This window comes from Streptomyces sp. NPDC104761 (assembly GCF_055583445.1).
This window is the reverse complement of record NZ_JBVJNZ010000005.1, coordinates 198,571-220,767: the sequence shown is the minus strand read 5'-3', so window position 1 is coordinate 220,767 and position 22,197 is coordinate 198,571. Positions and strand designations below refer to the sequence as shown.

Below are 22,197 nucleotides of genomic sequence, written 5' to 3'. Positions count from 1 at the left end.
AGTTGCTCGGTCGAGTGTTGATGCTGTGCGCCTCCCGCCGGGGGGACCGGAAGCGAGTCCCACAGTACTCGTCGTCCTAACTGCCACCACGGCAGCACTGGGGCGGACGTACGGGAATCTTTCGGGAAGTGCAGTGCGGCACCGGCCAGGCACCCGGTGGGCCTTCCGCCCCCGGCTTGCGGTTCCGGAAGGGCCGTGTGCATTCCCCGCAGGGATGTTCGAACAAGGGGCATCTGTGTCAGCGGGAGCGCGACACGCCCGACCGCGTGGGTCGGAGAAGAGAAGCAGGCACCGGGTTCCAGAGCGTGCAGAGAAGGACTACTGAGTAGCCATGGCGGGACAGAAGATCCGCATCCGGCTCAAGGCCTACGACCACGAGGTCATCGACTCCTCGGCGAAGAAGATCGTCGAGACGGTGACCCGCACTGGTGCGTCGGTCGCGGGCCCGGTGCCGCTGCCCACTGAGAAGAACGTGTACTGCGTCATCAAGTCGCCGCACAAGTACAAGGACTCGCGCGAGCACTTCGAGATGCGCACCCACAAGCGCCTGATCGACATCCTCGACCCGACCCCCAAGACCGTTGACTCTCTGATGCGACTCGACCTCCCGGCCGGTGTCGACATCGAGATCAAGCTCTGAGGCCGGTGATCTGAGAATGGCTAAGCAGATCAAGGGCATCCTGGGCGAGAAGCTCGGCATGACGCAGGTGTGGGACGAGAACAACCGTGTTGTTCCGGTCACCGTCGTCAAGGCCGGCCCCAACGTCGTCACCCAGGTCCGTACCAACGACGTCGACGGCTACGAGTCGGTCCAGATCGCCTTCGGCGAGATCGACCCGCGCAAGGTGAACAAGCCCCTCAAGGGCCACTTCGCCAAGGCCGACGTCACCCCCCGCCGTCACCTCGTCGAGATCCGTACGGCCGACGCCTCCGAGTACACCCTCGGTCAGGAAGTCACCGCCGAGGTCTTCGAGGCCGGCGTGAAGGTCGACGTCACCGGCAAGAGCAAGGGCAAGGGCTTCGCCGGTGTCATGAAGCGTCACAACTTCAAGGGCCTCGGCGCCGGTCACGGCACCCAGCGCAAGCACCGCTCGCCCGGTTCCATCGGTGGCTGCGCCACCCCGGGCCGCGTGTTCAAGGGCCTCCGCATGGCGGGTCGCATGGGCAACGAGCGTGTCACCACCCAGAACCTGACCGTCCACGCCGTTGACGCGGAGAAGGGTCTGCTGCTCATCAAGGGCGCGGTTCCCGGTCCGAACGGCGGCCTCGTCCTGGTCCGCACCGCGGCCAAGGGGGCCTGAGGTAACCGATGAGCACTGTTGACATCCTTTCGCCTGCCGGCGAGAAGACCGGTAGCGTCGAGCTCCCCGCGGAGATCTTCGGCGTGGAGAAGGTCAGCATCCCGCTGATCCACCAGGTCGTCGTCGCGCAGAACGCTGCTGCCCGCCAGGGCACGCACAAGACGAAGACCCGTGGCGAGGTCCGTGGTGGCGGCAAGAAGCCGTACCGCCAGAAGGGCACCGGCCGCGCCCGTCAGGGCTCGACCCGCGCGCCGCAGTTCGCGGGCGGTGGCGTCGTGCACGGTCCCGTGCCGCGCGACTACTCGCAGCGCACCCCCAAGAAGATGAAGGCTGCCGCCCTGCGTCACGCCCTCACCGACCGGGCGCGCCACAACCGCATCCACGTCGTCACCGGCGTGGTCGAGGGCGAGACCCCCAGCACCAAGGCCGCTCGCACGCTGTTCGGCAAGATCTCGGAGCGCAAGAACCTGCTCCTGGTCGTCGACCGCGCCGACGAGGCCGCGTGGCTCTCCGCCCGCAACCTGCCCCAGGTCCACATCCTGGAGCCGGGCCAGCTGAACACGTACGACGTGATCGTCTCGGACGACGTGGTCTTCACCCAGGCCGCTCTCGAGTCCTTCGTCGCCGGCCCGAAGGCCAACGACACCGAAGGGACCGAGGTCTGATGGCTATCCGTCACCCGAGCATCGCCTCGAAGGCGGCCAAGGCCGCCAAGGCCGCGCGCGTCGCCAAGGCGAAGCGCCACGCCACCGAGGGCAAGAACACCGTCGAGACCCCGCTCAGCAAGTCGTTCACGGACCACCGTGACGTGCTGCTGAAGCCGGTCGTCTCGGAGAAGAGCTACGCGCTCCTGGACGAGAACAAGTACACGTTCGTCGTCGCCCCGGGTGCCAACAAGACCCAGATCAAGCAGGCCGTCCAGGCGGTCTTCTCGGTCAAGGTCACCGGGGTCAACACCCTCAACCGCCAGGGCAAGCGCAAGCGCACCAGGACCGGTTTCGGTCAGCGCGCGGGCTCCAAGCGCGCGATCGTGACCCTCGCCGAGGGCGACCGTATCGACATCTTCGGCGGTCCGACCGCGTAAGCGGGTCGGATCGTCCGATATCGGACGAGGACTGAGAAATGGGAATCCGCAAGTACAAGCCGACTACGCCGGGCCGTCGTGGCGCCAGCGTCGCCGACTTCGTCGAGGTCACGCGGTCCACGCCGGAGAAGTCGCTGGTCCGCCCCCTGCACAGCAAGGGCGGCCGTAACAACGCCGGTCGTGTGACCGTTCGCCACCAGGGTGGCGGACACAAGCGCGCCTACCGAGTGATCGACTTCCGTCGTCACGACAAGGACGGCGTGCCGGCGAAGGTCGCGCACATCGAGTACGACCCCAACCGCACCGCGCGCATCGCGCTGCTGCACTACGCGGACGGCGAGAAGCGCTACATCCTCGCCCCGCGCAACCTGCAGCAGGGCGACACCGTGGAGAACGGTCCCGGGGCCGACATCAAGCCGGGCAACAACCTGGCCCTCCGCAACATCCCGGTCGGTACCACGGTCCACGCGATCGAGCTCCGTCCCGGCGGTGGCGCCAAGTTCGCCCGCTCCGCGGGTGCCTCGGTGCAGCTGCTCGCCCGTGAGGGCGCCATGGCGACCCTCCGTATGCCGTCCGGCGAGATCCGCATGGTGGACGCGCGCTGCCGCGCCACCGTCGGTGAGGTCGGCAACGCCGAGCAGTCGAACATCAACTGGGGCAAGGCCGGCCGCAAGCGGTGGCTGGGCGTCCGCCCGACCGTCCGTGGTGTCGTCATGAACCCGGTCGACCACCCGCACGGTGGTGGTGAGGGCCGGACCTCCGGTGGCCGTCACCCCGTGTCCCCGTGGGGCAAGAAGGAAGGCCGTACTCGTTCGCCCAAGAAGGCGTCGAACAAGTACATCGTCCGCCGCCGCAAGACGAACAAGAAGCGCTAGGAGCGGGTTTAGATGCCGCGCAGTCTCAAGAAGGGGCCCTTCGTCGACGACCACCTGATCAAGAAGGTGGACGCCCAGAACGAAGCCGGCACCAAGAACGTCATCAAGACCTGGTCCCGTCGCTCCATGATCGTGCCGGCCATGCTCGGCCACACGCTTGCGGTGCACAACGGCAAGACCCACATCCCGGTGTTCGTCACCGAGTCGATGGTCGGTCACAAGCTCGGCGAGTTCTCGCCGACGCGCACCTTCCGGGGCCACGTCAAGGAAGACCGGAAGTCGAAGCGCCGCTAGTAGCGGATCGCATTCAGACACGTAAGTAACTGAGAGGGACAACCATGGAAGCCAGGGCCCAGGCGCGGTACATCCGCGTTACGCCCATGAAGGCCCGCCGCGTGGTGGACCTTATCCGTGGCATGGATGCCACGGAGGCTCAGGCTGTTCTGCGATTCGCTCCGCAGGCAGCCTCCGTGCCGGTCGGCAAGGTGCTCGACAGCGCCATCGCCAACGCCGCGCACAACTACGACCACACCGACGCCGACAGCCTCTTCATCTCCGAGGCGTACGTCGACGAGGGTCCGACCCTGAAGCGGTTCCGGCCGCGCGCCCAGGGCCGTGCCTACCGGATCCGCAAGCGGACCAGCCACATCACCGTGGTCGTCAGCAGCAAGGAAGGAACCCGGTAATGGGCCAGAAGGTTAACCCGCATGGGTTCCGGCTCGGTGTCACCACGGACTTCAAGTCCCGGTGGTACGCCGACAAGCTGTACAAGGACTACGTCAAGGAAGACGTCGCCATCCGTCGGATGATGACGTCCGGCATGGAGCGCGCCGGTATCTCGAAGGTGGAGATCGAGCGCACCCGTGACCGTGTGCGTGTGGACATCCACACCGCGCGCCCGGGCATCGTCATCGGCCGCCGCGGCGCCGAGGCCGACCGCATCCGCGGTGACCTGGAGAAGCTGACCGGCAAGCAGGTCCAGCTGAACATCCTCGAGGTCAAGAACCCGGAGACGGACGCTCAGCTGGTGGCCCAGGCCGTCGCCGAGCAGCTCTCCTCCCGCGTCTCCTTCCGCCGTGCCATGCGCAAGAGCATGCAGTCGGCGATGAAGGCCGGCGCCAAGGGCATCAAGATCCAGTGCGGTGGCCGCCTCGGCGGCGCCGAGATGTCCCGCTCGGAGTTCTACCGCGAGGGCCGTGTGCCCCTGCACACGCTCCGCGCGAACGTGGACTACGGCTTCTTCGAGGCCAAGACGACCTTCGGCCGCATCGGTGTGAAGGTCTGGATCTACAAGGGCGACGTCAAGAACATCGCCGAGGTCCGCGCCGAGAACGCCGCTGCCCGCGCCGGCAACCGCCCGGCCCGTGGCGGTGGCGCTGGTGACCGCCCGGCCCGTGGTGGCCGTGGTGGCGAGCGGCGCGGTCGCAAGCCGCAGCAGGCTCCCGCTGCCGAGGCCCCCCAGGCCGAGGCCGCTGCCGCTCCGGCTGCTGAGAGCACCGGAACGGAGGCCTGACCGACATGCTGATCCCCCGTAGGGTCAAGCACCGCAAGCAGCACCACCCGAAGCGTCGCGGTGAGGCCAAGGGCGGTACCACGGTCGCGTTCGGCGAGTACGGCATCCAGGCCCTCACGCCGGCGTACGTGACCAACCGCCAGATCGAGGCGGCCCGTATCGCGATGACCCGCCACATCAAGCGTGGCGGCAAGGTCTGGATCAACATCTACCCGGACCGCCCGCTGACGAAGAAGCCTGCCGAGACCCGCATGGGTTCCGGTAAGGGTTCTCCGGAGTGGTGGATCGCGAACGTGCACCCGGGCCGGGTCATGTTCGAGCTGTCCTACCCCAACGAGAAGATCGCCCGTGAGGCGCTCCTTCGCGCGGCCCACAAGCTGCCGATGAAGTGCCGGATCGTCAAGCGCGAGGCAGGTGAAGCGTGATGTCGGCCGGTACCAAGGCGTCCGAGCTGCGCGAGCTGGGCAACGAGGAGCTTCTGGGCAAGCTCCGCGAGGCCAAGGAAGAGCTGTTCAACCTCCGCTTCCAGGCGGCGACGGGTCAGCTCGAGAACCACGGCCGTCTGAAGGCGGTCCGCAAGGACATCGCGCGGATCTACACCCTGATGCGCGAGCGTGAGCTGGGCATCGAAACGGTGGAGAACGCCTGATGAGCGAGAGCAATGTGACTGAGAAGACCGAGGGGCGCGACAGCTTCCGCAAGACCCGTGAGGGTCTCGTCGTCAGCGACAAGATGGACAAGACCGTCGTCGTCGCCGTCGAGGACCGCGTCAAGCACGCGCTGTACGGCAAGGTCATCCGCCGTACGAACAAGCTCAAGGCGCACGACGAGCAGAACGCCGCGGGCGTCGGCGACCGCGTCCTCCTCATGGAGACCCGGCCGCTGTCCGCGACGAAGCGCTGGCGCGTCGTCGAGATCCTCGAGAAGGCCAAGTAATTCCTGCGGGGCAAACCCCGCAGGACAGTTCCGCCAGGCTCTGGGCGGGTGTGCACGTCGCGCACCCGCCCGGGGAACCGGCAGACAAACAGGAGATAGACGTGATCCAGCAGGAGTCGCGACTGCGCGTCGCCGACAACACTGGTGCGAAGGAGATCCTTTGCATCCGTGTGCTCGGTGGCTCCGGTCGCCGCTACGCGGGCATCGGTGACGTCATCGTCGCCACCGTCAAGGACGCGATCCCCGGTGGCAACGTGAAGAAGGGTGACGTCGTCAAGGCGGTCATCGTTCGCACCGTCAAGGAGCGCCGCCGTCCGGACGGCTCGTACATCCGCTTCGACGAGAACGCCGCCGTCATTCTGAAGAACGACGGCGACCCTCGCGGCACCCGCATCTTCGGCCCGGTCGGCCGTGAGCTGCGCGAGAAGAAGTTCATGAAGATCATCTCGCTCGCGCCGGAGGTGCTGTAAGCATGAAGATCAAGAAGGGCGACCTGGTCCAGGTCATCACCGGCAAGGACAAGGGCAAGCAGGGCAAGGTCATTGCCGCTTACCCGCGCGACGAGCGTGTCCTGGTCGAGGGTGTCAACCGGGTCAAGAAGCACACCAAGGCCGGTCCGACCGCTCGCGGTTCGCAGGCCGGCGGCATCGTCACGACCGAGGCGCCGATCCACGTCTCCAACGTCCAGCTGGTCGTTGAGAAGGACGGCAACAAGGTCGTCACGCGTGTCGGTTACCGCTTCGACGACGAAGGCAACAAGATCCGCGTTGCCAAGCGGACGGGTGAGGACATCTGATGGCTACCACCACTGCTCCGCGTCTGAAGCTGAAGTACCGCGAGGAGATCGCGGGCAAGCTGCGTGACGAGTTCAAGTACGAGAACGTCATGCAGATCCCCGGCCTCGTCAAGATCGTGGTCAACATGGGTGTCGGCGACGCCGCCCGTGACTCGAAGCTGATCGAGGGCGCGATCCGCGACCTGACCACCATCACCGGTCAGAAGCCGGCCGTCACCAAGGCCCGCAAGTCCATCGCGCAGTTCAAGCTGCGTGAGGGTCAGCCGATCGGTGCCCACGTCACGCTCCGTGGCGACCGCATGTGGGAGTTCCTGGACCGCACCCTGTCGCTCGCGCTCCCGCGCATCCGCGACTTCCGTGGTCTGTCCCCCAAGCAGTTCGACGGCCGTGGCAACTACACCTTCGGTCTCACGGAGCAGGTCATGTTCCACGAGATCGACCAGGACAAGATCGACCGTACCCGGGGTATGGACATCACCGTGGTGACCACGGCGACCAACGACGCTGAGGGCCGCGCGCTCCTTCGTCACCTCGGCTTCCCGTTCAAGGAGGCGTGAGCGAGATGGCGAAGAAGGCTCTGATTGCCAAGGCCGCCCGCAAGCCCAAGTTCGGTGTGCGTGGCTACACGCGCTGCCAGCGCTGCGGCCGTCCGCACTCCGTGTACCGCAAGTTCGGCCTGTGCCGCGTGTGCCTTCGTGAGATGGCTCACCGTGGCGAGCTGCCGGGCGTGACCAAGAGCTCCTGGTAATCCCCGCTTTTAGGGATTCCAGAGGCTCTCGGTAAGCAATGGGCGTGTCAGGCGCCCGCCCCTCCATGGCTTAGGCTTGGAGGGTTGGGCGCCTGACGGTCGCCCGTACGACTTACTACGCCGTAGGTCCACCGCGCCGCACCCGTCCCGTCTCGGATCGGGGAGAGGGATGGCGCACCAGGAAACCCCGGCGAGAGAGGCCGAAGGCCAATTCATGACCATGACTGATCCGATCGCAGACATGCTGACGCGTCTGCGGAACGCGAACTCGGCGTACCACGACTCCGTGACGATGCCGGCGTCCAAGATCAAGTCTCACATCGCGGAGATCCTCCAGCAGGAGGGCTTCATCACGGGCTGGAAGGTCGAGGACGCCGAGGTCGGCAAGAACCTCGTCCTGGACCTGAAGTTCGGTCCCAACCGTGAGCGCTCCATCGCGGGCATCAAGCGGATCTCCAAGCCCGGTCTCCGGGTGTACGCGAAGTCCACCAACCTGCCGAAGGTGCTCGGCGGCCTGGGCGTGGCGATCATCTCCACGTCGCACGGGCTCCTCACCGACAAGCAGGCCGGCAAGAAGGGCGTAGGCGGAGAAGTCCTCGCCTACGTCTGGTAGCAGAAGGGAACGGAGGAAACAGCTATGTCGCGCATCGGCAAGCTCCCCATCGCGGTTCCCGCCGGCGTGGACGTCACCATCGACGGTCGCACGGTGAAGGTCAAGGGCCCCAAGGGCGAGCTGACCCACACCATCGTGGCTCCGATCGACATCGCCAAGGGCGAGGACGGCACTCTCGCGGTGACCCGCCCCAACGACGAGCGTCAGAGCAAGGCCCTGCACGGCCTGTCCCGCACGCTGGTGGCGAACATGATCACCGGCGTGACCCAGGGTTACGTGAAGAAGCTCGAAATCAGCGGTGTCGGTTACCGCGTGACCGCCAAGGGCTCGAACCTCGAGTTCGCGCTCGGTTACAGCCACCCGATCCTGGTCGAGGCCCCCGAGGGCATCACCTTCAAGGTCGAGGCTCCGACCCGTTTCTCGGTCGAGGGCATCGACAAGCAGAAGGTCGGCGAGGTCGCGGCCAACATCCGCAAGCTGCGCAAGCCCGACCCGTACAAGGCCAAGGGCGTCAAGTACGAGGGCGAAGTCATCCGCCGCAAGGTCGGAAAGGCGGGTAAGTAAGCCATGGCATACGGGCAGAAGATCCTCAAGGGCGACGCCTACAAGCGCGCCGCGATCAAGCGCCGTCACATCCGGATCCGCAAGCGGATCGCCGGTACGGCGGAGCGTCCCCGTCTGGTCGTGACCCGCTCCAACCGCCACATCGTGGCGCAGGTGATCGACGACCTGAAGGGCCACACCCTGGCCTCCGCGTCCACCCTGGACGCGTCGGTGCGTGGTGGCGAGGGCGACAAGTCCGCGCAGGCCAAGCAGGTCGGCGCCCTGGTCGCCGAGCGTGCCAAGGCCGCCGGTGTCGAGGCCGTGGTGTTCGACCGTGGTGGCAACCAGTACGCCGGGCGCATCGCCGCCCTGGCGGACGCCGCCCGCGAAGCCGGGCTCAAGTTCTGAGCCGCTTGTAGCTAGCGGAAAGAGAGAGGTAATCCAATGGCTGGACCCCAGCGCCGCGGTGGCGGTGCCGGTGGCGGCGAGCGGCGGGACCGGAAGGGCCGTGACGGCGGCGCTGCTGCCGCCGAGAAGACCGCGTACGTTGAGCGCGTCGTCGCGATCAACCGCGTCGCCAAGGTTGTGAAGGGTGGTCGTCGCTTCAGCTTCACCGCGCTGGTCGTGGTGGGCGACGGTGACGGCACCGTGGGTGTCGGTTACGGCAAGGCCAAGGAGGTGCCGGCCGCCATCGCCAAGGGCGTTGAGGAGGCCAAGAAGCACTTCTTCAAGGTCCCCCGTATCCAGGGCACCATCCCGCACCCGATCCAGGGTGAGAAGGCTGCCGGCGTCGTGCTGCTCAAGCCCGCGTCCCCCGGTACCGGTGTTATCGCCGGTGGCCCGGTGCGTGCCGTGCTCGAGTGCGCCGGTATCCACGACGTGCTGTCGAAGTCGCTCGGCTCCGACAACGCGATCAACATCGTGCACGCGACCGTGGAGGCCCTGAAGGGCCTGCAGCGTCCCGAGGAGATCGCGGCCCGCCGTGGTCTGCCGCTCGAGGACGTCGCCCCCGCGGCTCTGCTCCGTGCGCGTGCCGGGGCGGGTGTGTGATCATGGCGCAGCTCAAGATCACGCAGGTCAAGTCCTACATCGGCAGCAAGCAGAACCACCGTGACACCCTGCGCTCCCTTGGTCTCAAGGGCATCAACACGCAGGTCGTCAAGGAGGACCGCCCCGAGTTCCGCGGCATGGTGCACACCGTCCGCCACCTCGTGACGGTCGAGGAGGTCGACTGATCATGGCGGAGAACAACCCGCTCAAGATCCACAACCTCCGTCCGGCCCCCGGCGCCAAGACCGCCAAGACCCGTGTCGGTCGTGGTGAGGCGTCGAAGGGTAAGACGGCCGGTCGTGGTACCAAGGGTACGAAGGCCCGTTACCAGGTTCCGGAGCGCTTCGAGGGTGGCCAGATGCCGCTCCACATGCGTCTTCCGAAGCTGAAGGGCTTCAAGAACCCGTTCAAGACCGAGTACCAGGTCGTGAACCTCGAGAAGCTGGCCGCGCTGTACCCGGAGGGTGGCGAGGTCACCGTCGAGGGTCTCGTCGCCAAGGGTGCCGTTCGCAAGAACAGCCTCGTCAAGGTCCTCGGCCAGGGTGAGGTCTCCGTGGCGCTGCAGGTGACGGTCGACGCCGTCTCCGGCTCCGCCAAGGAGAAGATCACCGCCGCCGGCGGCACCGTCACCGAGCTCGTCTGATCGTTTCGGTCGTCTCGATGACGTAAGCGAATCCCGACCGGGGATACCTCACAATGGGGTATCCCCGGTTGGTCGTTCCTAGGGGGGCAGTGCGGCCGGTAAGGTGGCCAGCACTGTTCTTTTTCCCATTCGTCGAACCTCAAGACCGTCACCCTTGACGCACTTGCGCGGGGGTCGCAGGAGGCACCGTGCTCACCGCGTTCGCCCGGGCGTTCAGGACGCCCGACCTGCGCAAGAAGCTGCTCTTCACGCTGGGCATCATCGTGGTCTACCGGGTCGGTACGCACATCCCGATCCCGGGTGTGAACTACTCGTCGGTGCAGCAGTGCGTGAAGGAGGCCTCTGGCAACCAGGGGCTCTTCGGCCTGATCAACATGTTCAGCGGCGGCGCGCTGCTGCAGATCACGATCTTCGCGCTGGGCATCATGCCGTACATCACGGCCAGCATCATCCTTCAGCTGCTGACCGTGGTCATCCCGCGCCTGGAGGCCCTGAAGAAGGAGGGCCAGGCCGGTACGACGAAGATCACGCAGTACACCCGTTACCTGACGGTGGCCCTGGCCATCCTCCAGGGCACCGGTCTGGTCGCCACCGCCCGCAGCGGCGCGCTCTTCAACGGCTGCTCGGTCGCGTCGAGCATCGTCCCGGACCAGTCGATCTTCACGACGATCACCATGGTCGTCTGCATGACCTCCGGTACGGCCGTCGTCATGTGGCTCGGCGAGCTGATCACCGACCGCGGCATCGGCAACGGCATGTCGATCCTGATGTTCATCTCGATCGCCGCGACCTTCCCGTCCGCGCTGTGGGCCATCAAGAAGCAGGGCACCCTGGCCGACGGCTGGATCGAGTTCGGCGCGGTCATCGCGATCGGCCTGGTCATGGTCGGGCTCGTGGTCTTCGTCGAGCAGGCCCAGCGCCGCATCCCGGTGCAGTACGCGAAGCGCATGATCGGCCGTCGTTCCTACGGCGGTACGTCCACGTACATCCCGCTCAAGGTGAACCAGGCGGGTGTGATCCCCGTCATCTTCGCCTCGTCGCTGCTGTACATCCCGGCTCTCGTGGCGCAGTTCGCGGGCGGCAACTCGGGCTGGAAGAGCTGGATCGAGCAGAACCTGACCAAGCAGGGCGACAGTCCCACGTACATCACCCTGTACTTCCTGCTCATTGTTTTCTTCGCGTTCTTCTACGTGGCGATCTCCTTCAACCCCGAGGAAGTCGCCGACAACATGAAGAAGTATGGTGGCTTCATCCCGGGCATCCGGGCTGGCCGACCGACCGCTGAGTACCTGTCGTACGTGCTCAACCGGATCACCTGGCCGGGTTCGCTGTATTTGGGGCTGATCGCTCTCGTACCGACAGTGGCGTTGGTCGGCTTCGGGGCGAGCCAGAACTTCCCGTTCGGCGGGACCAGCATCCTCATCATCGTGGGTGTCGGTCTCGAGACGGTGAAGCAGATCGAGAGCCAGCTCCAGCAGCGCAATTACGAAGGGTTCCTCCGCTGATGCGTATCGTCCTCGTCGGGCCGCCGGGCGCCGGTAAGGGAACGCAGGCCGTCCGCCTTGCCGAGATGCTGGGCATTCCGCACATCTCCACGGGCGACCTGTTCCGCGCCAACATCAGTCAGCAGACCGATCTCGGCAAGCTCGCCAAGTCCTACATGGACGCCGGGGACCTCGTACCCGACGAGGTCACCATCGCCATGGCCAAGGACCGCATGGAGCAGCCGGACGCGGCGAACGGCTTCCTGCTGGACGGCTTCCCGCGCAACGTCTCGCAGGCCGAGGCGCTGGACCGGCTGCTGAGCGACGAGGGCATCGAGCTGGACGCCGTCCTGGACCTGGAGGTCCCGGAGGAAGAGGTCGTCAAGCGGATCGCCGGCCGGCGCGTCTGCCGCAACGACTCCTCGCACGTCTTCCACGTGACGTACAGCCCGCCGAAGCAGGAAGGCGTGTGCGACATCTGCGGCGGCGAGCTCTACCAGCGTGACGACGACTCCGAGGACACCGTCCGCACCCGGCTGGAGGTCTACCACACGCAGACCGAGCCGATCATCGACTACTACAAGGCGCAGGGGCTGGTCGTGACGATCTCCGCCCTGGGCCCGGTGGACGAGATCACCAAGCGGGCGCTGGAGGCGCTGAAGCGCGAGAAGGCCGAGAACAACTAGATCGCGGTTCTTCCGGCCGCGGCGCCCTCCCCGGACCACGTCCGGGAATCCCAGGGTGCCGCGGCCGTACTGTTGTAGAGACAACCCAGTCGACGCGAGTGATGGAGAGCGCAGGCCACCCATGGTGCAGATCAAGACCCCCGAGCAGATCGCCACGATGCGGGCGGCGGGCCTGGTCGTGGCGGCGATCCACGCGGCCACCCGCGAGGCGGCGGTCCCCGGCGCCAGCACCAAGGACCTGGACGAGGTGGCCCGCAAGGTCCTCGCCGAGCACGGCGCCAAGCCGAACTTCCTCGGGTACGGCGGTTTCCCCGCCACCATCTGCACCTCCGTCAACGAGGTGGTCGTCCACGGCATCCCGTCGGAGGACGTCGTCCTCAAGGACGGCGACATCATCTCCATCGACTGCGGCGCGATCGTCGACGGCTGGCACGGGGACGCGGCCTACACCGCCTTCGTGGGCTCCGGACACGCTCCGGAGCTGATCGAGCTCTCCCGGGTGACCGAGGAGTCGATGTGGGCCGGCATCGCGGCGATGAAGCAGGGCAACCGCCTGGTCGACGTCTCCCGGGCCATCGAGACCTACATCCGCCGCCAGCCGAAGCCGGGCGGCGGCCGTTACGGCATCATCGAGGACTACGGCGGCCACGGCATCGGCACCGAGATGCACATGGACCCGCACCTGCTGAACTACGTGGACCGGCGGCGGGGCAAGGGGCCGAAGCTGGTGCCCGGGTTCTGCCTGGCCATCGAGCCGATGGTGTCGCTGGGGACGCCCCGGACGGAGGTCCTGTCGGACGACTGGACGGTCATCACGACGGACGGCACCTGGTCCTCGCACTGGGAGCACAGCGTCGCGCTGACCGAAGAGGGTCCGCTGGTGCTGACGGCTCCGGACGGGGGCAAGGCCAAGCTGGCCGAGCACGGGATCACGGCTGCGCCGGATCCGCTGGGCTGAGCATTTCGTGACTCCGCGGCCCGGTGGGGGCTGGCCGCGCAGTTCCTCCCCCAGCCTTCGGCCGGGGGTGCCCCCATCGCCCCTGAAGGGGCGCTCCAAAAGGTGCGCGCTTAATGATCTGGCTTCTGGGGCAGGCTTTCCCGATTCGTCTTTCCGGGTGCGCTGACGTAGACTGACTCGTCGGCTCTCGTGCATCCGCATGTCCGCATGCGCCCGTGAGGTGTCCCGAGCGGGAAGCGTGGGAGTCGATCAAGGTAGTCGATTCGAAGGGCGAAGCGTGGCCAAGAAGCAAGGTGCCATCGAGATCGAGGGCACTGTCGTCGAGTCTCTTCCGAACGCCATGTTCAAGGTCGAGCTCCAGAACGGCCACCAGGTCCTGGCACACATCAGCGGCAAGATGCGTATGCACTACATCCGCATCCTCCCTGACGACCGGGTCGTGGTGGAGCTGTCTCCGTACGACCTGACGCGTGGCCGGATCGTCTACCGATACAAGTAGATCTTGCCCACGTCCCGCGCGAGCGGGGCCGCCGGCAACTGACCCGGAGAACCTCAATCCCATGAAGGTCAAGCCGAGCGTCAAGAAGATCTGCGACAAGTGCAGGGTGATCCGCCGTCACGGTCGGGTCATGGTCATCTGCGAGAACCCGCGCCACAAGCAGCGCCAGGGCTGACGCACGACCGATCCCTCTGCATCCATCGCAGAGATTCGCGCGACGCAAGCTGAACATGTTCATACGCAGAACCCAGGTGCCACGGCGCCTGACACCCCCGGTTCGGAGGCCGGGGACCCAGTTCGTACCTGACACGGCGGCTGGGAACCGGTTCTGCGGAAGACCTCCGAAGATCACCAGGAGCCATTGAATGGCACGCGTTTCCGGTGTTGACATCCCGCGCGAAAAGCGCGTGGAGGTCGCGCTCACCTACGTGTTCGGCATCGGCCGGACACTCTCGCAGCAGACGCTGGCCGAGACCGGCATCGACCCGAACACCCGCGTTCGCGACCTGACCGAAGAGCAGCTGGTCGCCATCCGCGAGTACGTCGACAACAACATCAAGACCGAGGGTGACCTCCGTCGCGAGATCCAGGCCGACATCCGCCGCAAGGTCGAGATCGGCTGCTACCAGGGTCTGCGTCACCGTCGCGGTCTGCCCGTCCGCGGTCAGCGCACCAGCACCAACGCCCGCACCCGCAAGGGCCCGCGTCGCGCCATCGCCGGCAAGAAGAAGCCGGGCAAGAAGTAGTCCGCAGCGGACAACGCTTCATCAGCGGTCTTCGCTGTAGGACCGACCACCTCCCCGTAGGAGTTACTAGATGCCCCCCAAGGGTCGTCAGGGCGCTGCCAAGAAGGTGCGCCGCAAGGAAAAGAAGAACGTCGCTCACGGCCACGCGCACATCAAGAGCACGTTCAACAACACGATCGTCTCCATCACGGACCCGTCCGGCAACGTGATCTCCTGGGCCTCCGCCGGCCACGTCGGCTTCAAGGGCTCCCGGAAGTCCACGCCGTTCGCCGCGCAGATGGCCGCCGAGTCGGCTGCCCGCCGCGCCCAGGAGCACGGCATGCGCAAGGTCGACGTGTTCGTGAAGGGCCCGGGTTCCGGTCGTGAGACCGCGATCCGCTCCCTGCAGGCCACGGGCCTCGAGGTCGGCTCCATCCAGGACGTCACCCCGACCCCGCACAACGGCTGCCGTCCGCCGAAGCGCCGTCGCGTCTGACCTCGCTTCGCAGGGCTGCTCGGGCGGTACGGCTCCGTAAGGGCCGTGCCGCCCGTACCCTTGCAGTACCCGCACTCTTACGGGTGCGGTTCCGTCGGGCGTCAAATAGCGGGCGTCCACGAAAGAAGGATCTGATCCACACATGCTGATCGCTCAGCGTCCCTCGTTGACCGAAGAGGTCGTCGACGAGTTCCGCTCCCGGTTCGTGATCGAGCCGCTGGAGCCGGGCTTCGGCTACACCCTCGGCAACTCCCTCCGCCGTACCCTCCTGTCCTCGATCCCCGGCGCGGCTGTCACGTCGATCCGGATCGACGGCGTGCTGCACGAGTTCACCACCGTGCCGGGCGTCAAGGAGGACGTCACCGACCTGATCCTCAACATCAAGCAGCTGGTCGTCTCCTCGGAGCACGACGAGCCGGTCGTGATGTACCTGCGCAAGCAGGGCCCGGGTCTGGTCACCGCCGCCGACATCGCGCCCCCGGCCGGTGTCGAGGTGCACAACCCCGACCTCGTCCTCGCCACGCTCAACGGCAAGGGCAAGCTGGAGATGGAGCTGACGGTCGAGCGCGGCCGCGGCTACGTCTCCGCCGTGCAGAACAAGCAGGTGGGCCAGGAGATCGGCCGTATCCCGGTCGACTCCATCTACTCGCCGGTGCTCAAGGTCACGTACAAGGTCGAGGCGACCCGTGTCGAGCAGCGCACCGACTTCGACAAGCTGATCGTCGACGTCGAGACGAAGCAGGCCATGCGTCCCCGTGACGCCATGGCGTCGGCCGGCAAGACCCTGGTCGAGCTGTTCGGTCTGGCGCGCGAGCTTAATATCGACGCCGAGGGCATCGACATGGGCCCGTCCCCCACGGACGCCGCCCTGGCCGCCGACCTGGCCCTGCCGATCGAGGAGCTGGAGCTCACGGTCCGTTCCTACAACTGCCTCAAGCGTGAGGGCATCCACTCCGTGGGTGAGCTCGTGGCGCGCTCCGAGGCGGACCTCCTGGACATCCGCAACTTCGGTGCGAAGTCCATCGACGAGGTCAAGGCGAAGCTGGCCGGCATGGGCCTGGCCCTCAAGGACAGCCCGCCCGGATTCGACCCGACCGCTGCGGCCGACGCCTTCGGGGCCGACGACGACGCGGACGCCGGGTTCGTGGAGACCGAGCAGTACTGAGCGCTCCGCGAGGAGGCCGGTTCTGCGGCTGCGGACCCGCTGTGGCTGGTCGCGCAGTTCCCCGCGCCCCTTCGGGGGCGCGGACCCTCCGGGGTTGAAAAGAACCCCGGATCTCCGACGGGCGACCGCCCGCTCGGATACTGACCCCGGTACCTGACACGGCCGGGGCAGACACACAGGAGAAGAACCATGCCGAAGCCCACCAAGGGTGCCCGTCTGGGCGGCAGCGCCGCGCACGAGAAGCTGCTCCTCGCGAACCTCGCGAAGTCGCTCTTCGAGCACGGCCGTATCACCACCACCGAGGCGAAGGCCCGCCGCCTGCGCCCGTACGCCGAGCGTCTGGTCACCAAGGCGAAGAAGGGCGACCTTCACAACCGCCGTCAGGTGCTCCAGGTCATCACGGACAAGAGCATCGTGCACACGCTCTTCACCGAGATCGGCCCGCGGTACGAGAACCGTCCCGGTGGCTACACCCGCATCACCAAGATCGGTAACCGCCGTGGCGACAACGCGCCCATGGCTGTCATCGAGCTGGTGGAGGCGCTGACCGTCGCTCAGCAGGCGACCGGTGAGGCCGAGGCCGCGACGAAGCGTGCGGTCAAGGAGGCCGAGGAGGCCAAGGTCGAGGAGACCAAGGCCGACGAGGTCGTCGAGGACGCGAAGCCGGAGGCCGAGGAGGCGTAAGCCGTCCTTTGGCTGCCGGTCCGTCGTGGCTGGTCGCGCAGTTCCCCGCGCCCCTTCGAGGGCGCGTCGGTGGGCCCGTTCCTTTCGAGGGGCGGGCCCGCTTTCTTGCCCTGAGAGGATTCTCTTGTGAGTGACGACGTTCAGCCCGGCCATGTGCGCATCCGTCTCGACCTGTCCTACGACGGCACCCACTTCCACGGCTGGGCCAAGCAGGCCGGCGGGAAGCGGACCGTGCAGGGGGAGATCGAGGACGCGCTGCGGATCGTCACACGGTCGCAGGGCGCGGTGTACGACCTGACCGTGGCCGGGCGGACGGATGCCGGGGTGCATGCGCGGGGGCAGGTGGCGCATGTCGATCTGCCGGCCGGGGTGTGGGAGGAACAGCGGGAGAAGCTGCTCAAGCGGCTGGCCGGACGGTTGCCGAAGGACGTGCGGGTGTGGTCGGTCGGCGAGGCGCCGCCGGGGTTCAACGCGCGGTTCGCGGCGCTGTGGCGGCGGTACGTGTACCGGGTCGGGGACCGGCCGGGGGGCGTGGATCCGCTGCTGCGCAACCACGTGCTGTGGCACGACTGGGAGCTGGACGTCGACGTCATGGACGCCGCCGCGAAGTCGCTGGTGGGGGAGCACGACTTCGCCGCCTACGCGAAGAAGCGCGAAGGGGCGACGACGATCCGGGAGATCCTCGGCTTCGGGGTGACCCGGCGCGCCGACGGGGTCGTCGAGATCGAGGTCCGGGCCGACGCCTTCTGCCACAACCAGGTGCGGTCGATGGTCGGCGCGCTGCTGTTCGTGGGGGACGGGCACCGGGGCGTGGAGTGGCCGCGGAAGGTGCTGGACGCGGGGGTGCGGGACAGCGCCGTGCATGTCGTACGGCCGCACGGGCTGACCCTGGAGGAGGTCGCGTACCCGGCGGCCGACCAGCTGCTGGAGAGGCAGCGGCAGGCTCGCCGGGTACGGGGGAAGGTGCACTGACGGGCGGGGTCAGCCGGCCAGGATCTCCTTCAGAGTGGGCTCGAGGAAGGGCTTCAGGGTCTTCGAGTACGACGACGTGATGTGGCTGTTGTCGAAGTAGACGATCTGGTCGCCGATGACCGCCGGGCACACGCCCGCGGCGCAGAACGCGAGCGTCGTGTCGATGATCTCCGCCCCGTACTTCTCGGCCACCTCCCGCTCCATGGTGCGGAACTGCGTGTACTCCAGCGCCTGCCACTGCTGGCGGTTGCAGAGGGTGATCTTGTCGATGTGGGTGGCGAGACAGTCCGGGATGTTCTGGCCGGGCTCCGGGGTGTCCGTCATGAAGACGAGCTTGGCGCCGGTCTCCTTGAGCACCTTGAACGAGGCCTCGGCCCCGGCCCGGTTCGCCTCACCACGCGCTCGGTCGGCGATGACGACGACGTCCGGGTGGATCTTCCTGAGCTCCGCGAAGGCGGACTGGCGCCAGCTGTCGCACTCGCTGTACTCGCGGCCCAGCTGGGGGTTGACGATGTGGTAGATCTGCGGTGAGCAGCCGCCCTTCGCCATGGTCACCACCCTGACGCCGAGATCCTTGCCGATCACGTCGTAGAGGTCGTTCCACTGCCAGGCGTGGGAGTCGCCCATCAGGACGAGGGTCTTCGAGCCCTTCGGGTCGCCGGCGACACAGTCGTCGCGCATCACGAACTTCGCCACGTCGAAGTTGTCGATGCAGCCGTGCGTGGCCAGGTTCTTGGGCGCGCTCTGCAGACCGCCCTGCGCGGTCACGGAGAGCTGTGTGCGCTGTACGGCTTTCTCGACCGATGTCTTGTCGGTGTACCCCGCCGCGACCGCGCTCGACGAGGACGAGGTCGCCAGGTGCAGCGGGACGATCGTGGCCAGAACCATCGCCCCGGCCGTGCCCGCAGTGGTGAATCCCCCGGTGAAGACACCCTTCCAGGGGCGGGCCAGCAGCGACACGTTCTTCTTGAACTTGCGCTCGACCGCGTAGTGCAGGAGGACGGCCACCAGGAACGAGAGGACGACGACACGCATCCGCTCCTGGAAGGTGAAGTCCCGGTCGGTGATGGACGGCCAGAGCACCAGCAGCGGCCAGTGCGTCAGATACCAGCCGTAGCTGACGTTGCCGACGAAGTCGAGGACGGGATTGTCGAGCAGCCGCTCCACGCCGTACCGCGGATTGGCGCAGCCACCGGCGATCACCAGGACGGCGCCGATGACCGGGCCGGCCACCGCGTATCCGGGCAACGGCGTCTTGCTGGAGATGAGTGAGGCGGTGACGAGCACGGTGGCGAGCCCCAGCCACGAGATGACCGCGGCCACACCGGTGTTCATGCGGGAGACCTGCGTGGCGGCGAGGGCGAGCAGCACTCCGCAGGTGATCTCCCAGATCCGGGTGTGCGTGGAGAAGTACGCGAGCGGCTGGTTCTCGGAGGTCTTCTTCCAGCCCAGGTAGAACGAGCCGGCGATGACGGCCATCAGGAACAGGGCGACCAGGGCACGGTTACGGAAGATCTTGCGGCTGATCCAGACCAGCACGACGAGGAGGATCGGGGCGGCGAGGTAGAACTGCTCCTCGATGCCCAGCGACCAGAAGTGCTGGTACGGGGTCTGGGAGCCGTCGTTGGCGAAGTAGTCGGTGCCGTTCTCGACCAGGCGCCAGTTCAGGAAGCTGAGGGAGGCGCTGAGGCCGTCCTCCATGTAGGCGCGGAACCTGAGCGGGCTGCCGTACAGCCATGCCAGAGCGGCGGTGCCGACGATGACGATGGCCATGGGCGGGGTCAGCCGCCGGAACCGGCGGGCCCAGAACTTGGCCAGGGACACCTTGCCGGTCTTGTCGATCTCGGCCAGGAGCTGGCTGCCGATGAGGAAGCCGCTCAGCACGAAGGAGACGTCCACGCCGCCGTGGATGTCGAGGATGCCGCAGTGCATGCTGACGACCATCATGATGGCCACGGCACGCAGGCCCTGAATGTCCGGCCGGTACTTGCGCAGGCGCTCCGTCTGGGCGTCGGCGGCCGATGTTCGATGGCGGGTCACGGTTCTCCAGTAACTGTCCGGGCTACGCCGGCGACTTCAGTGGACCGTCGGGCAGGCGACAGCCGTACCGCTGACGCGTACACCCTGGGCGGGGATGCGGATGCCGCACGACAGCCGTAGCTGGGCGGGGAGCTCGTTCTGCGCGCCGACATGCGAGTGGCAGCCCACCACGGCCTCACGGAGAAACGATTCGCTGCCGATCGAGGAGTCGTGGTCGACCACGGACTCGTGGATCTGCGCGCCCTCGGCCACGATGACGTGCGCGCCGATGATGGAACGGTCGACGACCGCGTGCGGGCCGATGACGGCGTGCGGGCCGATCGTCGAGCCGCCCGTGATCCGGGCGGTCGGGTCGACGGTGGCCGTGCGGTGGATCAGGGCGTCGCCGGGCGCCGCCACCAGGGGCGAGGCTGCCTCGCCGGTGACCAGGTCCGCGGAGCCGTGGACGAAGGCCAGTGGGGTGCCGAGGTCTCGCCAGTAGTCCTCCGTGGTGTGGCCGAACACGCGCCGGCCCGCGGCGACCAGCTGCGGGAAGGTCGTCTGCTCGACCGAGACCTCCTGGTCGGCCGGGATGGCGTCCAGCACGGACCGGCGGAAGACGTAGCAGCCGGCGTTGATCTGGTCGGTGACGCACTCCTCGGGCGTCTTGGGCTTCTCCAGGAAGGAGAGCACACGGCCGGACTCGTCGGTGGGGACCAGACCGAAGGCGCGCGGGTCGGGGACCCGGGTGAGGTGCAGGGTCACGTCGGCGTCGTGTGCCTGGTGGCGCTCCAGCACGGCAGGCAGGTCGACGCCGGACAGGATGTCGCCGTTGAGGATCAGCACCGGCGCGTCGGCCGAGGTGCCGCGCAGCAGGCGCCCGGCGTTGCGGATCGCGCCGCCCGTGCCGAGCGGGACCTCCTCGACGGCGTAGGAGATCGCCAGGTCCTGGGAGAAGTCCCTGAACTCCTCCTCGAAGAGGCGGGCGAGGTACGAGGTGGCGAACACCACGTGCTCGACGCCGGCGTCCATCAGCTTGGCGATCTGGTGCCGGATGAAGGAGGTGCCCGCCACGTTGAGCAGTGGCTTCGGGGTGTGGTTGGTCAGCGGGCGCAGGCGCGTTCCCTTGCCGCCGACCAGGATGATGGCTTCTTGCATCACTGCCTCCGCTCGGTCAGTTGGTGGTGGCGGTGCCGGGTCCCGCGTAGTCAGAGGTGAAGCAGGACTTGATGGCCGCCTCGGAGAGAGGACGTCCGGCGAAGTCGAGCCGGGAGGCGACCTTGTCGTCGGGCTTGGTGTTCGGGTCGTCGTCGAACCAGAGCGACCACCAGTAGATGCCCTGCATCTTGCGGTCCTGGACGACCTGGCAGACCGCCTTGTACCAGTTGGCCTGCACGTGCGGGTTGACGGCCCGCCGGGCATAGAAGTCGCCGGGGGCGTCGTAGGCGCCGTTCATGGCGCCGATGCCGGTCTCGGAGACGAGGATCTTGGGCAGCGGGCCGGTGGCCTTGCGGTCCAGCCAGGTGTTCCAGCCCTTGACCAGGTCTGAGACGGGTGCCGTGTCCGGCACCTTGACCGGGAAGTAGGCGTCGACGCCGAGGTGGTTGACCGGCATGTTGATCCGGCCGGTGACGTAGTTGTCCCAGTTGGCGTTGTAGGAGACCTCACCGGAGAAGTTCTTCTCGGCGTAGGACACCAGGGGCTCCCAGCCCACGTCGCCCTCCAGCGAGTTCAGCTCGGTACCGATCACGAAGGTGTTGGTCTTCGCGTCGTCGGCGGCCCGGAGGTACGGGGTGAGGAACTTCTTGTACGAGGCGAACCAGGCGGAGCGGGAGGCGGGGTCGATGTCACCGCGCCAGTGCTTGGCCGGCTTGAGGGTCCCCTCGTCCAGGATCGGGCGGACCTGGGTGCGGAATCCGGCGTCCTTGAACACCTTCAGCACCTTCTGGAGCCGCTCGGGGGAGGGCGTCTTGGCGCCGGCCGAGAGCGTGTCGGAGGTGGAGTTCTGGATGAAGAAGGGAAAGGAGACGGACACTGAGTTGGCGCCCAGGCCGATGAGGTACTCGGCCTGTTTGCGGGCCTGCTTCTCGATGAACGTGTCCGAGCGTTTCGTCTTCTCCTCCTCCCAGTAGAGCTGTACGCCCCACTGCGCCATGCCCTGCTTCCAGGGCTTGGCGACCTGGAGGGCGTCGGCGGCGGAGGACGCGGAACCGGAGGGGGAGGCGGCCGTCGCCGTTCCGGACTGGTGGCCGGACGAGGCCGGGGACTCCTTCTCGTCGCCGATCACGATCTTGGGCAGGGCGGAGCCCGACTCCCAGCGCACCGGGTGGTTGCCGAGGATGAAGGGGCTGCCGAGGACGACGGTGAGGACGGTCACCGGGAAAATGGCAAGCAGAGGCAGTCGTGA

Annotated in this window: 34 protein-coding genes; 31 read left to right on the top strand and 3 right to left on the bottom strand. The window is 67.1% G+C overall.

Annotated elements, in window-relative coordinates:
* Positions 1-331 precede the first annotated feature (331 nt).
* From rpsJ to truA, 31 genes are all read left to right on the top strand, one after another.
* Positions 332-640, top strand: coding sequence for a 30S ribosomal protein S10 (gene rpsJ, locus ACZ63F_RS16450; protein WP_003948644.1), 309 nt, complete (start codon positions 332-334; stop codon positions 638-640).
* A gap of 16 nt (positions 641-656) precedes the next feature.
* Positions 657-1,301, top strand: coding sequence for a 50S ribosomal protein L3 (gene rplC / locus ACZ63F_RS16445; RefSeq protein WP_062706771.1), 645 nt, complete (start codon positions 657-659; stop codon positions 1,299-1,301).
* An 8-nt stretch (positions 1,302-1,309) separates the two neighbouring features.
* A complete protein-coding gene (rplD, locus tag ACZ63F_RS16440; protein WP_352359647.1) occupies positions 1,310-1,966 on the top strand; it encodes a 50S ribosomal protein L4 in 657 nt (218 codons plus the stop codon).
* Complete coding sequence (rplW, locus tag ACZ63F_RS16435) at positions 1,966-2,385, top strand: 50S ribosomal protein L23 (protein WP_469711724.1); 420 nt, start codon at positions 1,966-1,968, stop codon at positions 2,383-2,385. Before rplD ends, rplW begins: the two co-directional genes overlap by 1 nt.
* A gap of 38 nt (positions 2,386-2,423) precedes the next feature.
* Entirely contained in the window at positions 2,424-3,260 is an 837-nt protein-coding gene (rplB, locus tag ACZ63F_RS16430; protein ID WP_093499642.1) for a 50S ribosomal protein L2, read from the top strand.
* Between the two features lie 12 nt (positions 3,261-3,272).
* Positions 3,273-3,554 carry a 30S ribosomal protein S19 gene (gene rpsS, locus ACZ63F_RS16425; protein WP_023547380.1) on the top strand — a complete coding sequence of 94 codons (282 nt, stop codon included), beginning with the start codon at positions 3,273-3,275 and terminating at the stop codon, positions 3,552-3,554.
* A gap of 44 nt (positions 3,555-3,598) precedes the next feature.
* Positions 3,599-3,946 carry a 50S ribosomal protein L22 gene (gene rplV, locus ACZ63F_RS16420; RefSeq protein ID WP_003974262.1) on the top strand — a complete coding sequence of 116 codons (348 nt, stop codon included), beginning with the start codon at positions 3,599-3,601 and terminating at the stop codon, positions 3,944-3,946.
* Positions 3,946-4,773, top strand: coding sequence for a 30S ribosomal protein S3 (gene rpsC / locus ACZ63F_RS16415; RefSeq protein WP_093499641.1), 828 nt, complete (start codon positions 3,946-3,948; stop codon positions 4,771-4,773). Before rplV ends, rpsC begins: the two co-directional genes overlap by 1 nt.
* A 5-nt stretch (positions 4,774-4,778) precedes the next feature.
* Positions 4,779-5,198, top strand: coding sequence for a 50S ribosomal protein L16 (gene rplP / locus ACZ63F_RS16410; RefSeq protein WP_093499640.1), 420 nt, complete (start codon positions 4,779-4,781; stop codon positions 5,196-5,198).
* Entirely contained in the window at positions 5,198-5,422 is a 225-nt protein-coding gene (rpmC, locus tag ACZ63F_RS16405) for a 50S ribosomal protein L29 (RefSeq protein ID WP_018564811.1), read from the top strand. Before rplP ends, rpmC begins: the two co-directional genes overlap by 1 nt.
* Positions 5,422-5,709, top strand: coding sequence for a 30S ribosomal protein S17 (rpsQ, locus tag ACZ63F_RS16400; protein ID WP_351957585.1), 288 nt, complete (start codon positions 5,422-5,424; stop codon positions 5,707-5,709). The genes rpmC and rpsQ overlap by 1 nt, the downstream gene beginning before the upstream one ends.
* 101 nt (positions 5,710-5,810) lie before the next feature.
* Positions 5,811-6,179, top strand: a complete 369-nt coding sequence (rplN, locus tag ACZ63F_RS16395; protein WP_003998823.1) for a 50S ribosomal protein L14 — start codon at positions 5,811-5,813, stop codon at positions 6,177-6,179.
* 2 nt (positions 6,180-6,181) lie between these two features.
* Positions 6,182-6,505 carry a 50S ribosomal protein L24 gene (gene rplX / locus ACZ63F_RS16390; protein ID WP_053674523.1) on the top strand — a complete coding sequence of 108 codons (324 nt, stop codon included), beginning with the start codon at positions 6,182-6,184 and terminating at the stop codon, positions 6,503-6,505.
* Positions 6,505-7,062, top strand: a complete 558-nt coding sequence (rplE, locus tag ACZ63F_RS16385; RefSeq protein ID WP_093499638.1) for a 50S ribosomal protein L5 — start codon at positions 6,505-6,507, stop codon at positions 7,060-7,062. The genes rplX and rplE overlap by 1 nt, the downstream gene beginning before the upstream one ends.
* 5 nt (positions 7,063-7,067) lie before the next feature.
* Positions 7,068-7,253 carry a type Z 30S ribosomal protein S14 gene (locus ACZ63F_RS16380; protein WP_003948630.1) on the top strand — a complete coding sequence of 62 codons (186 nt, stop codon included), beginning with the start codon at positions 7,068-7,070 and terminating at the stop codon, positions 7,251-7,253.
* A gap of 214 nt (positions 7,254-7,467) precedes the next feature.
* A complete protein-coding gene (gene rpsH, locus ACZ63F_RS16375; protein ID WP_030420829.1) occupies positions 7,468-7,866 on the top strand; it encodes a 30S ribosomal protein S8 in 399 nt (132 codons plus the stop codon).
* Positions 7,867-7,890: 24 nt separating this feature from the next.
* On the top strand, positions 7,891-8,430 hold the full coding sequence (rplF, locus tag ACZ63F_RS16370) for a 50S ribosomal protein L6 (protein WP_093499637.1): 540 nt from the start codon (positions 7,891-7,893) through the stop codon (positions 8,428-8,430).
* Between the two features lie 3 nt (positions 8,431-8,433).
* Positions 8,434-8,817 (top strand): 50S ribosomal protein L18, encoded by a 384-nt coding sequence (rplR, locus tag ACZ63F_RS16365; protein WP_030860987.1) that lies wholly within the window; start codon positions 8,434-8,436, stop codon positions 8,815-8,817.
* 36 nt (positions 8,818-8,853) lie between these two features.
* Positions 8,854-9,459: a 30S ribosomal protein S5 gene (gene rpsE / locus ACZ63F_RS16360; protein ID WP_004984517.1), complete on the top strand. Its 606-nt coding sequence runs from the start codon at positions 8,854-8,856 to the stop codon at positions 9,457-9,459.
* A gap of 2 nt (positions 9,460-9,461) precedes the next feature.
* A complete protein-coding gene (gene rpmD, locus ACZ63F_RS16355; protein WP_003974250.1) occupies positions 9,462-9,644 on the top strand; it encodes a 50S ribosomal protein L30 in 183 nt (60 codons plus the stop codon).
* 2 nt (positions 9,645-9,646) lie between these two features.
* The gene (rplO, locus tag ACZ63F_RS16350; RefSeq protein WP_352359641.1) at positions 9,647-10,102 is read left to right on the top strand and encodes a 50S ribosomal protein L15; all 456 of its coding nucleotides are present in this window, start codon (positions 9,647-9,649) and stop codon (positions 10,100-10,102) included.
* A 188-nt stretch (positions 10,103-10,290) separates the two neighbouring features.
* Complete coding sequence (secY, locus tag ACZ63F_RS16345) at positions 10,291-11,607, top strand: preprotein translocase subunit SecY (protein ID WP_457680283.1); 1,317 nt, start codon at positions 10,291-10,293, stop codon at positions 11,605-11,607.
* A complete protein-coding gene (locus ACZ63F_RS16340) occupies positions 11,607-12,272 on the top strand; it encodes an adenylate kinase (protein WP_469711715.1) in 666 nt (221 codons plus the stop codon). The genes secY and ACZ63F_RS16340 overlap by 1 nt, the downstream gene beginning before the upstream one ends.
* Before the next feature lie 121 nt (positions 12,273-12,393).
* A complete protein-coding gene (map, locus tag ACZ63F_RS16335; RefSeq protein WP_352359638.1) occupies positions 12,394-13,230 on the top strand; it encodes a type I methionyl aminopeptidase in 837 nt (278 codons plus the stop codon).
* Between the two features lie 277 nt (positions 13,231-13,507).
* Positions 13,508-13,729 (top strand): translation initiation factor IF-1, encoded by a 222-nt coding sequence (infA, locus tag ACZ63F_RS16330; protein WP_003948620.1) that lies wholly within the window; start codon positions 13,508-13,510, stop codon positions 13,727-13,729.
* A gap of 61 nt (positions 13,730-13,790) precedes the next feature.
* A complete protein-coding gene (rpmJ, locus tag ACZ63F_RS16325; protein ID WP_003998809.1) occupies positions 13,791-13,904 on the top strand; it encodes a 50S ribosomal protein L36 in 114 nt (37 codons plus the stop codon).
* Between the two features lie 190 nt (positions 13,905-14,094).
* Positions 14,095-14,475 (top strand): 30S ribosomal protein S13, encoded by a 381-nt coding sequence (rpsM, locus tag ACZ63F_RS16320; protein ID WP_031167100.1) that lies wholly within the window; start codon positions 14,095-14,097, stop codon positions 14,473-14,475.
* A gap of 70 nt (positions 14,476-14,545) precedes the next feature.
* Entirely contained in the window at positions 14,546-14,950 is a 405-nt protein-coding gene (gene rpsK, locus ACZ63F_RS16315; RefSeq protein ID WP_003956432.1) for a 30S ribosomal protein S11, read from the top strand.
* Positions 14,951-15,092: 142 nt separating this feature from the next.
* Entirely contained in the window at positions 15,093-16,115 is a 1,023-nt protein-coding gene (locus tag ACZ63F_RS16310; protein ID WP_003966937.1) for a DNA-directed RNA polymerase subunit alpha, read from the top strand.
* Positions 16,116-16,304: 189 nt separating this feature from the next.
* Positions 16,305-16,799, top strand: a complete 495-nt coding sequence (gene rplQ / locus ACZ63F_RS16305; RefSeq protein WP_316776882.1) for a 50S ribosomal protein L17 — start codon at positions 16,305-16,307, stop codon at positions 16,797-16,799.
* A 126-nt stretch (positions 16,800-16,925) separates the two neighbouring features.
* A complete protein-coding gene (truA, locus tag ACZ63F_RS16300; protein WP_469711714.1) occupies positions 16,926-17,771 on the top strand; it encodes a tRNA pseudouridine(38-40) synthase TruA in 846 nt (281 codons plus the stop codon).
* Between the two features lie 9 nt (positions 17,772-17,780).
* Here truA and ACZ63F_RS16295 read toward each other — a convergent pair whose 3' ends face one another.
* The 3 genes from ACZ63F_RS16295 to ACZ63F_RS16285 are packed head-to-tail and all read right to left on the bottom strand — an operon-like array spanning position 17,781 to position 22,167.
* Positions 17,781-19,811, bottom strand: a complete 2,031-nt coding sequence (locus tag ACZ63F_RS16295) for an acyltransferase family protein (protein WP_469711712.1) — start codon at positions 19,809-19,811, stop codon at positions 17,781-17,783.
* 36 nt (positions 19,812-19,847) lie between these two features.
* A complete protein-coding gene (manB, locus tag ACZ63F_RS16290) occupies positions 19,848-20,948 on the bottom strand; it encodes a mannose-1-phosphate guanylyltransferase (RefSeq protein WP_469711710.1) in 1,101 nt (366 codons plus the stop codon).
* 16 nt (positions 20,949-20,964) lie between these two features.
* Positions 20,965-22,167, bottom strand: a complete 1,203-nt coding sequence (locus tag ACZ63F_RS16285; protein ID WP_469711708.1) for a glycoside hydrolase family 113 — start codon at positions 22,165-22,167, stop codon at positions 20,965-20,967.
* Between the last annotated feature and the right edge of the window lie 30 nt (positions 22,168-22,197).

What these genes read in the sequence shown, in the direction of transcription:
- rpsJ (WP_003948644.1), top strand. Translation starts at nt 332, where the DNA reads ATGGCGGGACAGAAGATCCGCATCCGGCTCAAGGCCTACGACCACGAG.
- rplC (WP_062706771.1), top strand. Translation starts at nt 657, where the DNA reads ATGGCTAAGCAGATCAAGGGCATCCTGGGCGAGAAGCTCGGCATGACG.
- rplD (WP_352359647.1), top strand. Translation starts at nt 1,310, where the DNA reads ATGAGCACTGTTGACATCCTTTCGCCTGCCGGCGAGAAGACCGGTAGC.
- rplW (WP_469711724.1), top strand. Translation starts at nt 1,966, where the DNA reads ATGGCTATCCGTCACCCGAGCATCGCCTCGAAGGCGGCCAAGGCCGCC.
- rplB (WP_093499642.1), top strand. Translation starts at nt 2,424, where the DNA reads ATGGGAATCCGCAAGTACAAGCCGACTACGCCGGGCCGTCGTGGCGCC.
- rpsS (WP_023547380.1), top strand. Translation starts at nt 3,273, where the DNA reads ATGCCGCGCAGTCTCAAGAAGGGGCCCTTCGTCGACGACCACCTGATC.
- rplV (WP_003974262.1), top strand. Translation starts at nt 3,599, where the DNA reads ATGGAAGCCAGGGCCCAGGCGCGGTACATCCGCGTTACGCCCATGAAG.
- rpsC (WP_093499641.1), top strand. Translation starts at nt 3,946, where the DNA reads ATGGGCCAGAAGGTTAACCCGCATGGGTTCCGGCTCGGTGTCACCACG.
- rplP (WP_093499640.1), top strand. Translation starts at nt 4,779, where the DNA reads ATGCTGATCCCCCGTAGGGTCAAGCACCGCAAGCAGCACCACCCGAAG.
- rpmC (WP_018564811.1), top strand. Translation starts at nt 5,198, where the DNA reads ATGTCGGCCGGTACCAAGGCGTCCGAGCTGCGCGAGCTGGGCAACGAG.
- rpsQ (WP_351957585.1), top strand. Translation starts at nt 5,422, where the DNA reads ATGAGCGAGAGCAATGTGACTGAGAAGACCGAGGGGCGCGACAGCTTC.
- rplX (WP_053674523.1), top strand. Translation starts at nt 6,182, where the DNA reads ATGAAGATCAAGAAGGGCGACCTGGTCCAGGTCATCACCGGCAAGGAC.
- rplE (WP_093499638.1), top strand. Translation starts at nt 6,505, where the DNA reads ATGGCTACCACCACTGCTCCGCGTCTGAAGCTGAAGTACCGCGAGGAG.
- ACZ63F_RS16380 (WP_003948630.1), top strand. Translation starts at nt 7,068, where the DNA reads ATGGCGAAGAAGGCTCTGATTGCCAAGGCCGCCCGCAAGCCCAAGTTC.
- rpsH (WP_030420829.1), top strand. Translation starts at nt 7,468, where the DNA reads ATGACCATGACTGATCCGATCGCAGACATGCTGACGCGTCTGCGGAAC.
- rplF (WP_093499637.1), top strand. Translation starts at nt 7,891, where the DNA reads ATGTCGCGCATCGGCAAGCTCCCCATCGCGGTTCCCGCCGGCGTGGAC.
- rplR (WP_030860987.1), top strand. Translation starts at nt 8,434, where the DNA reads ATGGCATACGGGCAGAAGATCCTCAAGGGCGACGCCTACAAGCGCGCC.
- rpsE (WP_004984517.1), top strand. Translation starts at nt 8,854, where the DNA reads ATGGCTGGACCCCAGCGCCGCGGTGGCGGTGCCGGTGGCGGCGAGCGG.
- rpmD (WP_003974250.1), top strand. Translation starts at nt 9,462, where the DNA reads ATGGCGCAGCTCAAGATCACGCAGGTCAAGTCCTACATCGGCAGCAAG.
- rplO (WP_352359641.1), top strand. Translation starts at nt 9,647, where the DNA reads ATGGCGGAGAACAACCCGCTCAAGATCCACAACCTCCGTCCGGCCCCC.
- ACZ63F_RS16340 (WP_469711715.1), top strand. Translation starts at nt 11,607, where the DNA reads ATGCGTATCGTCCTCGTCGGGCCGCCGGGCGCCGGTAAGGGAACGCAG.
- map (WP_352359638.1), top strand. Translation starts at nt 12,394, where the DNA reads ATGGTGCAGATCAAGACCCCCGAGCAGATCGCCACGATGCGGGCGGCG.
- rpmJ (WP_003998809.1), top strand. Translation starts at nt 13,791, where the DNA reads ATGAAGGTCAAGCCGAGCGTCAAGAAGATCTGCGACAAGTGCAGGGTG.
- rpsM (WP_031167100.1), top strand. Translation starts at nt 14,095, where the DNA reads ATGGCACGCGTTTCCGGTGTTGACATCCCGCGCGAAAAGCGCGTGGAG.
- rpsK (WP_003956432.1), top strand. Translation starts at nt 14,546, where the DNA reads ATGCCCCCCAAGGGTCGTCAGGGCGCTGCCAAGAAGGTGCGCCGCAAG.
- ACZ63F_RS16310 (WP_003966937.1), top strand. Translation starts at nt 15,093, where the DNA reads ATGCTGATCGCTCAGCGTCCCTCGTTGACCGAAGAGGTCGTCGACGAG.
- rplQ (WP_316776882.1), top strand. Translation starts at nt 16,305, where the DNA reads ATGCCGAAGCCCACCAAGGGTGCCCGTCTGGGCGGCAGCGCCGCGCAC.
- manB (WP_469711710.1), bottom strand. Translation starts at nt 20,948, where the DNA reads ATGCAAGAAGCCATCATCCTGGTCGGCGGCAAGGGAACGCGCCTGCGC.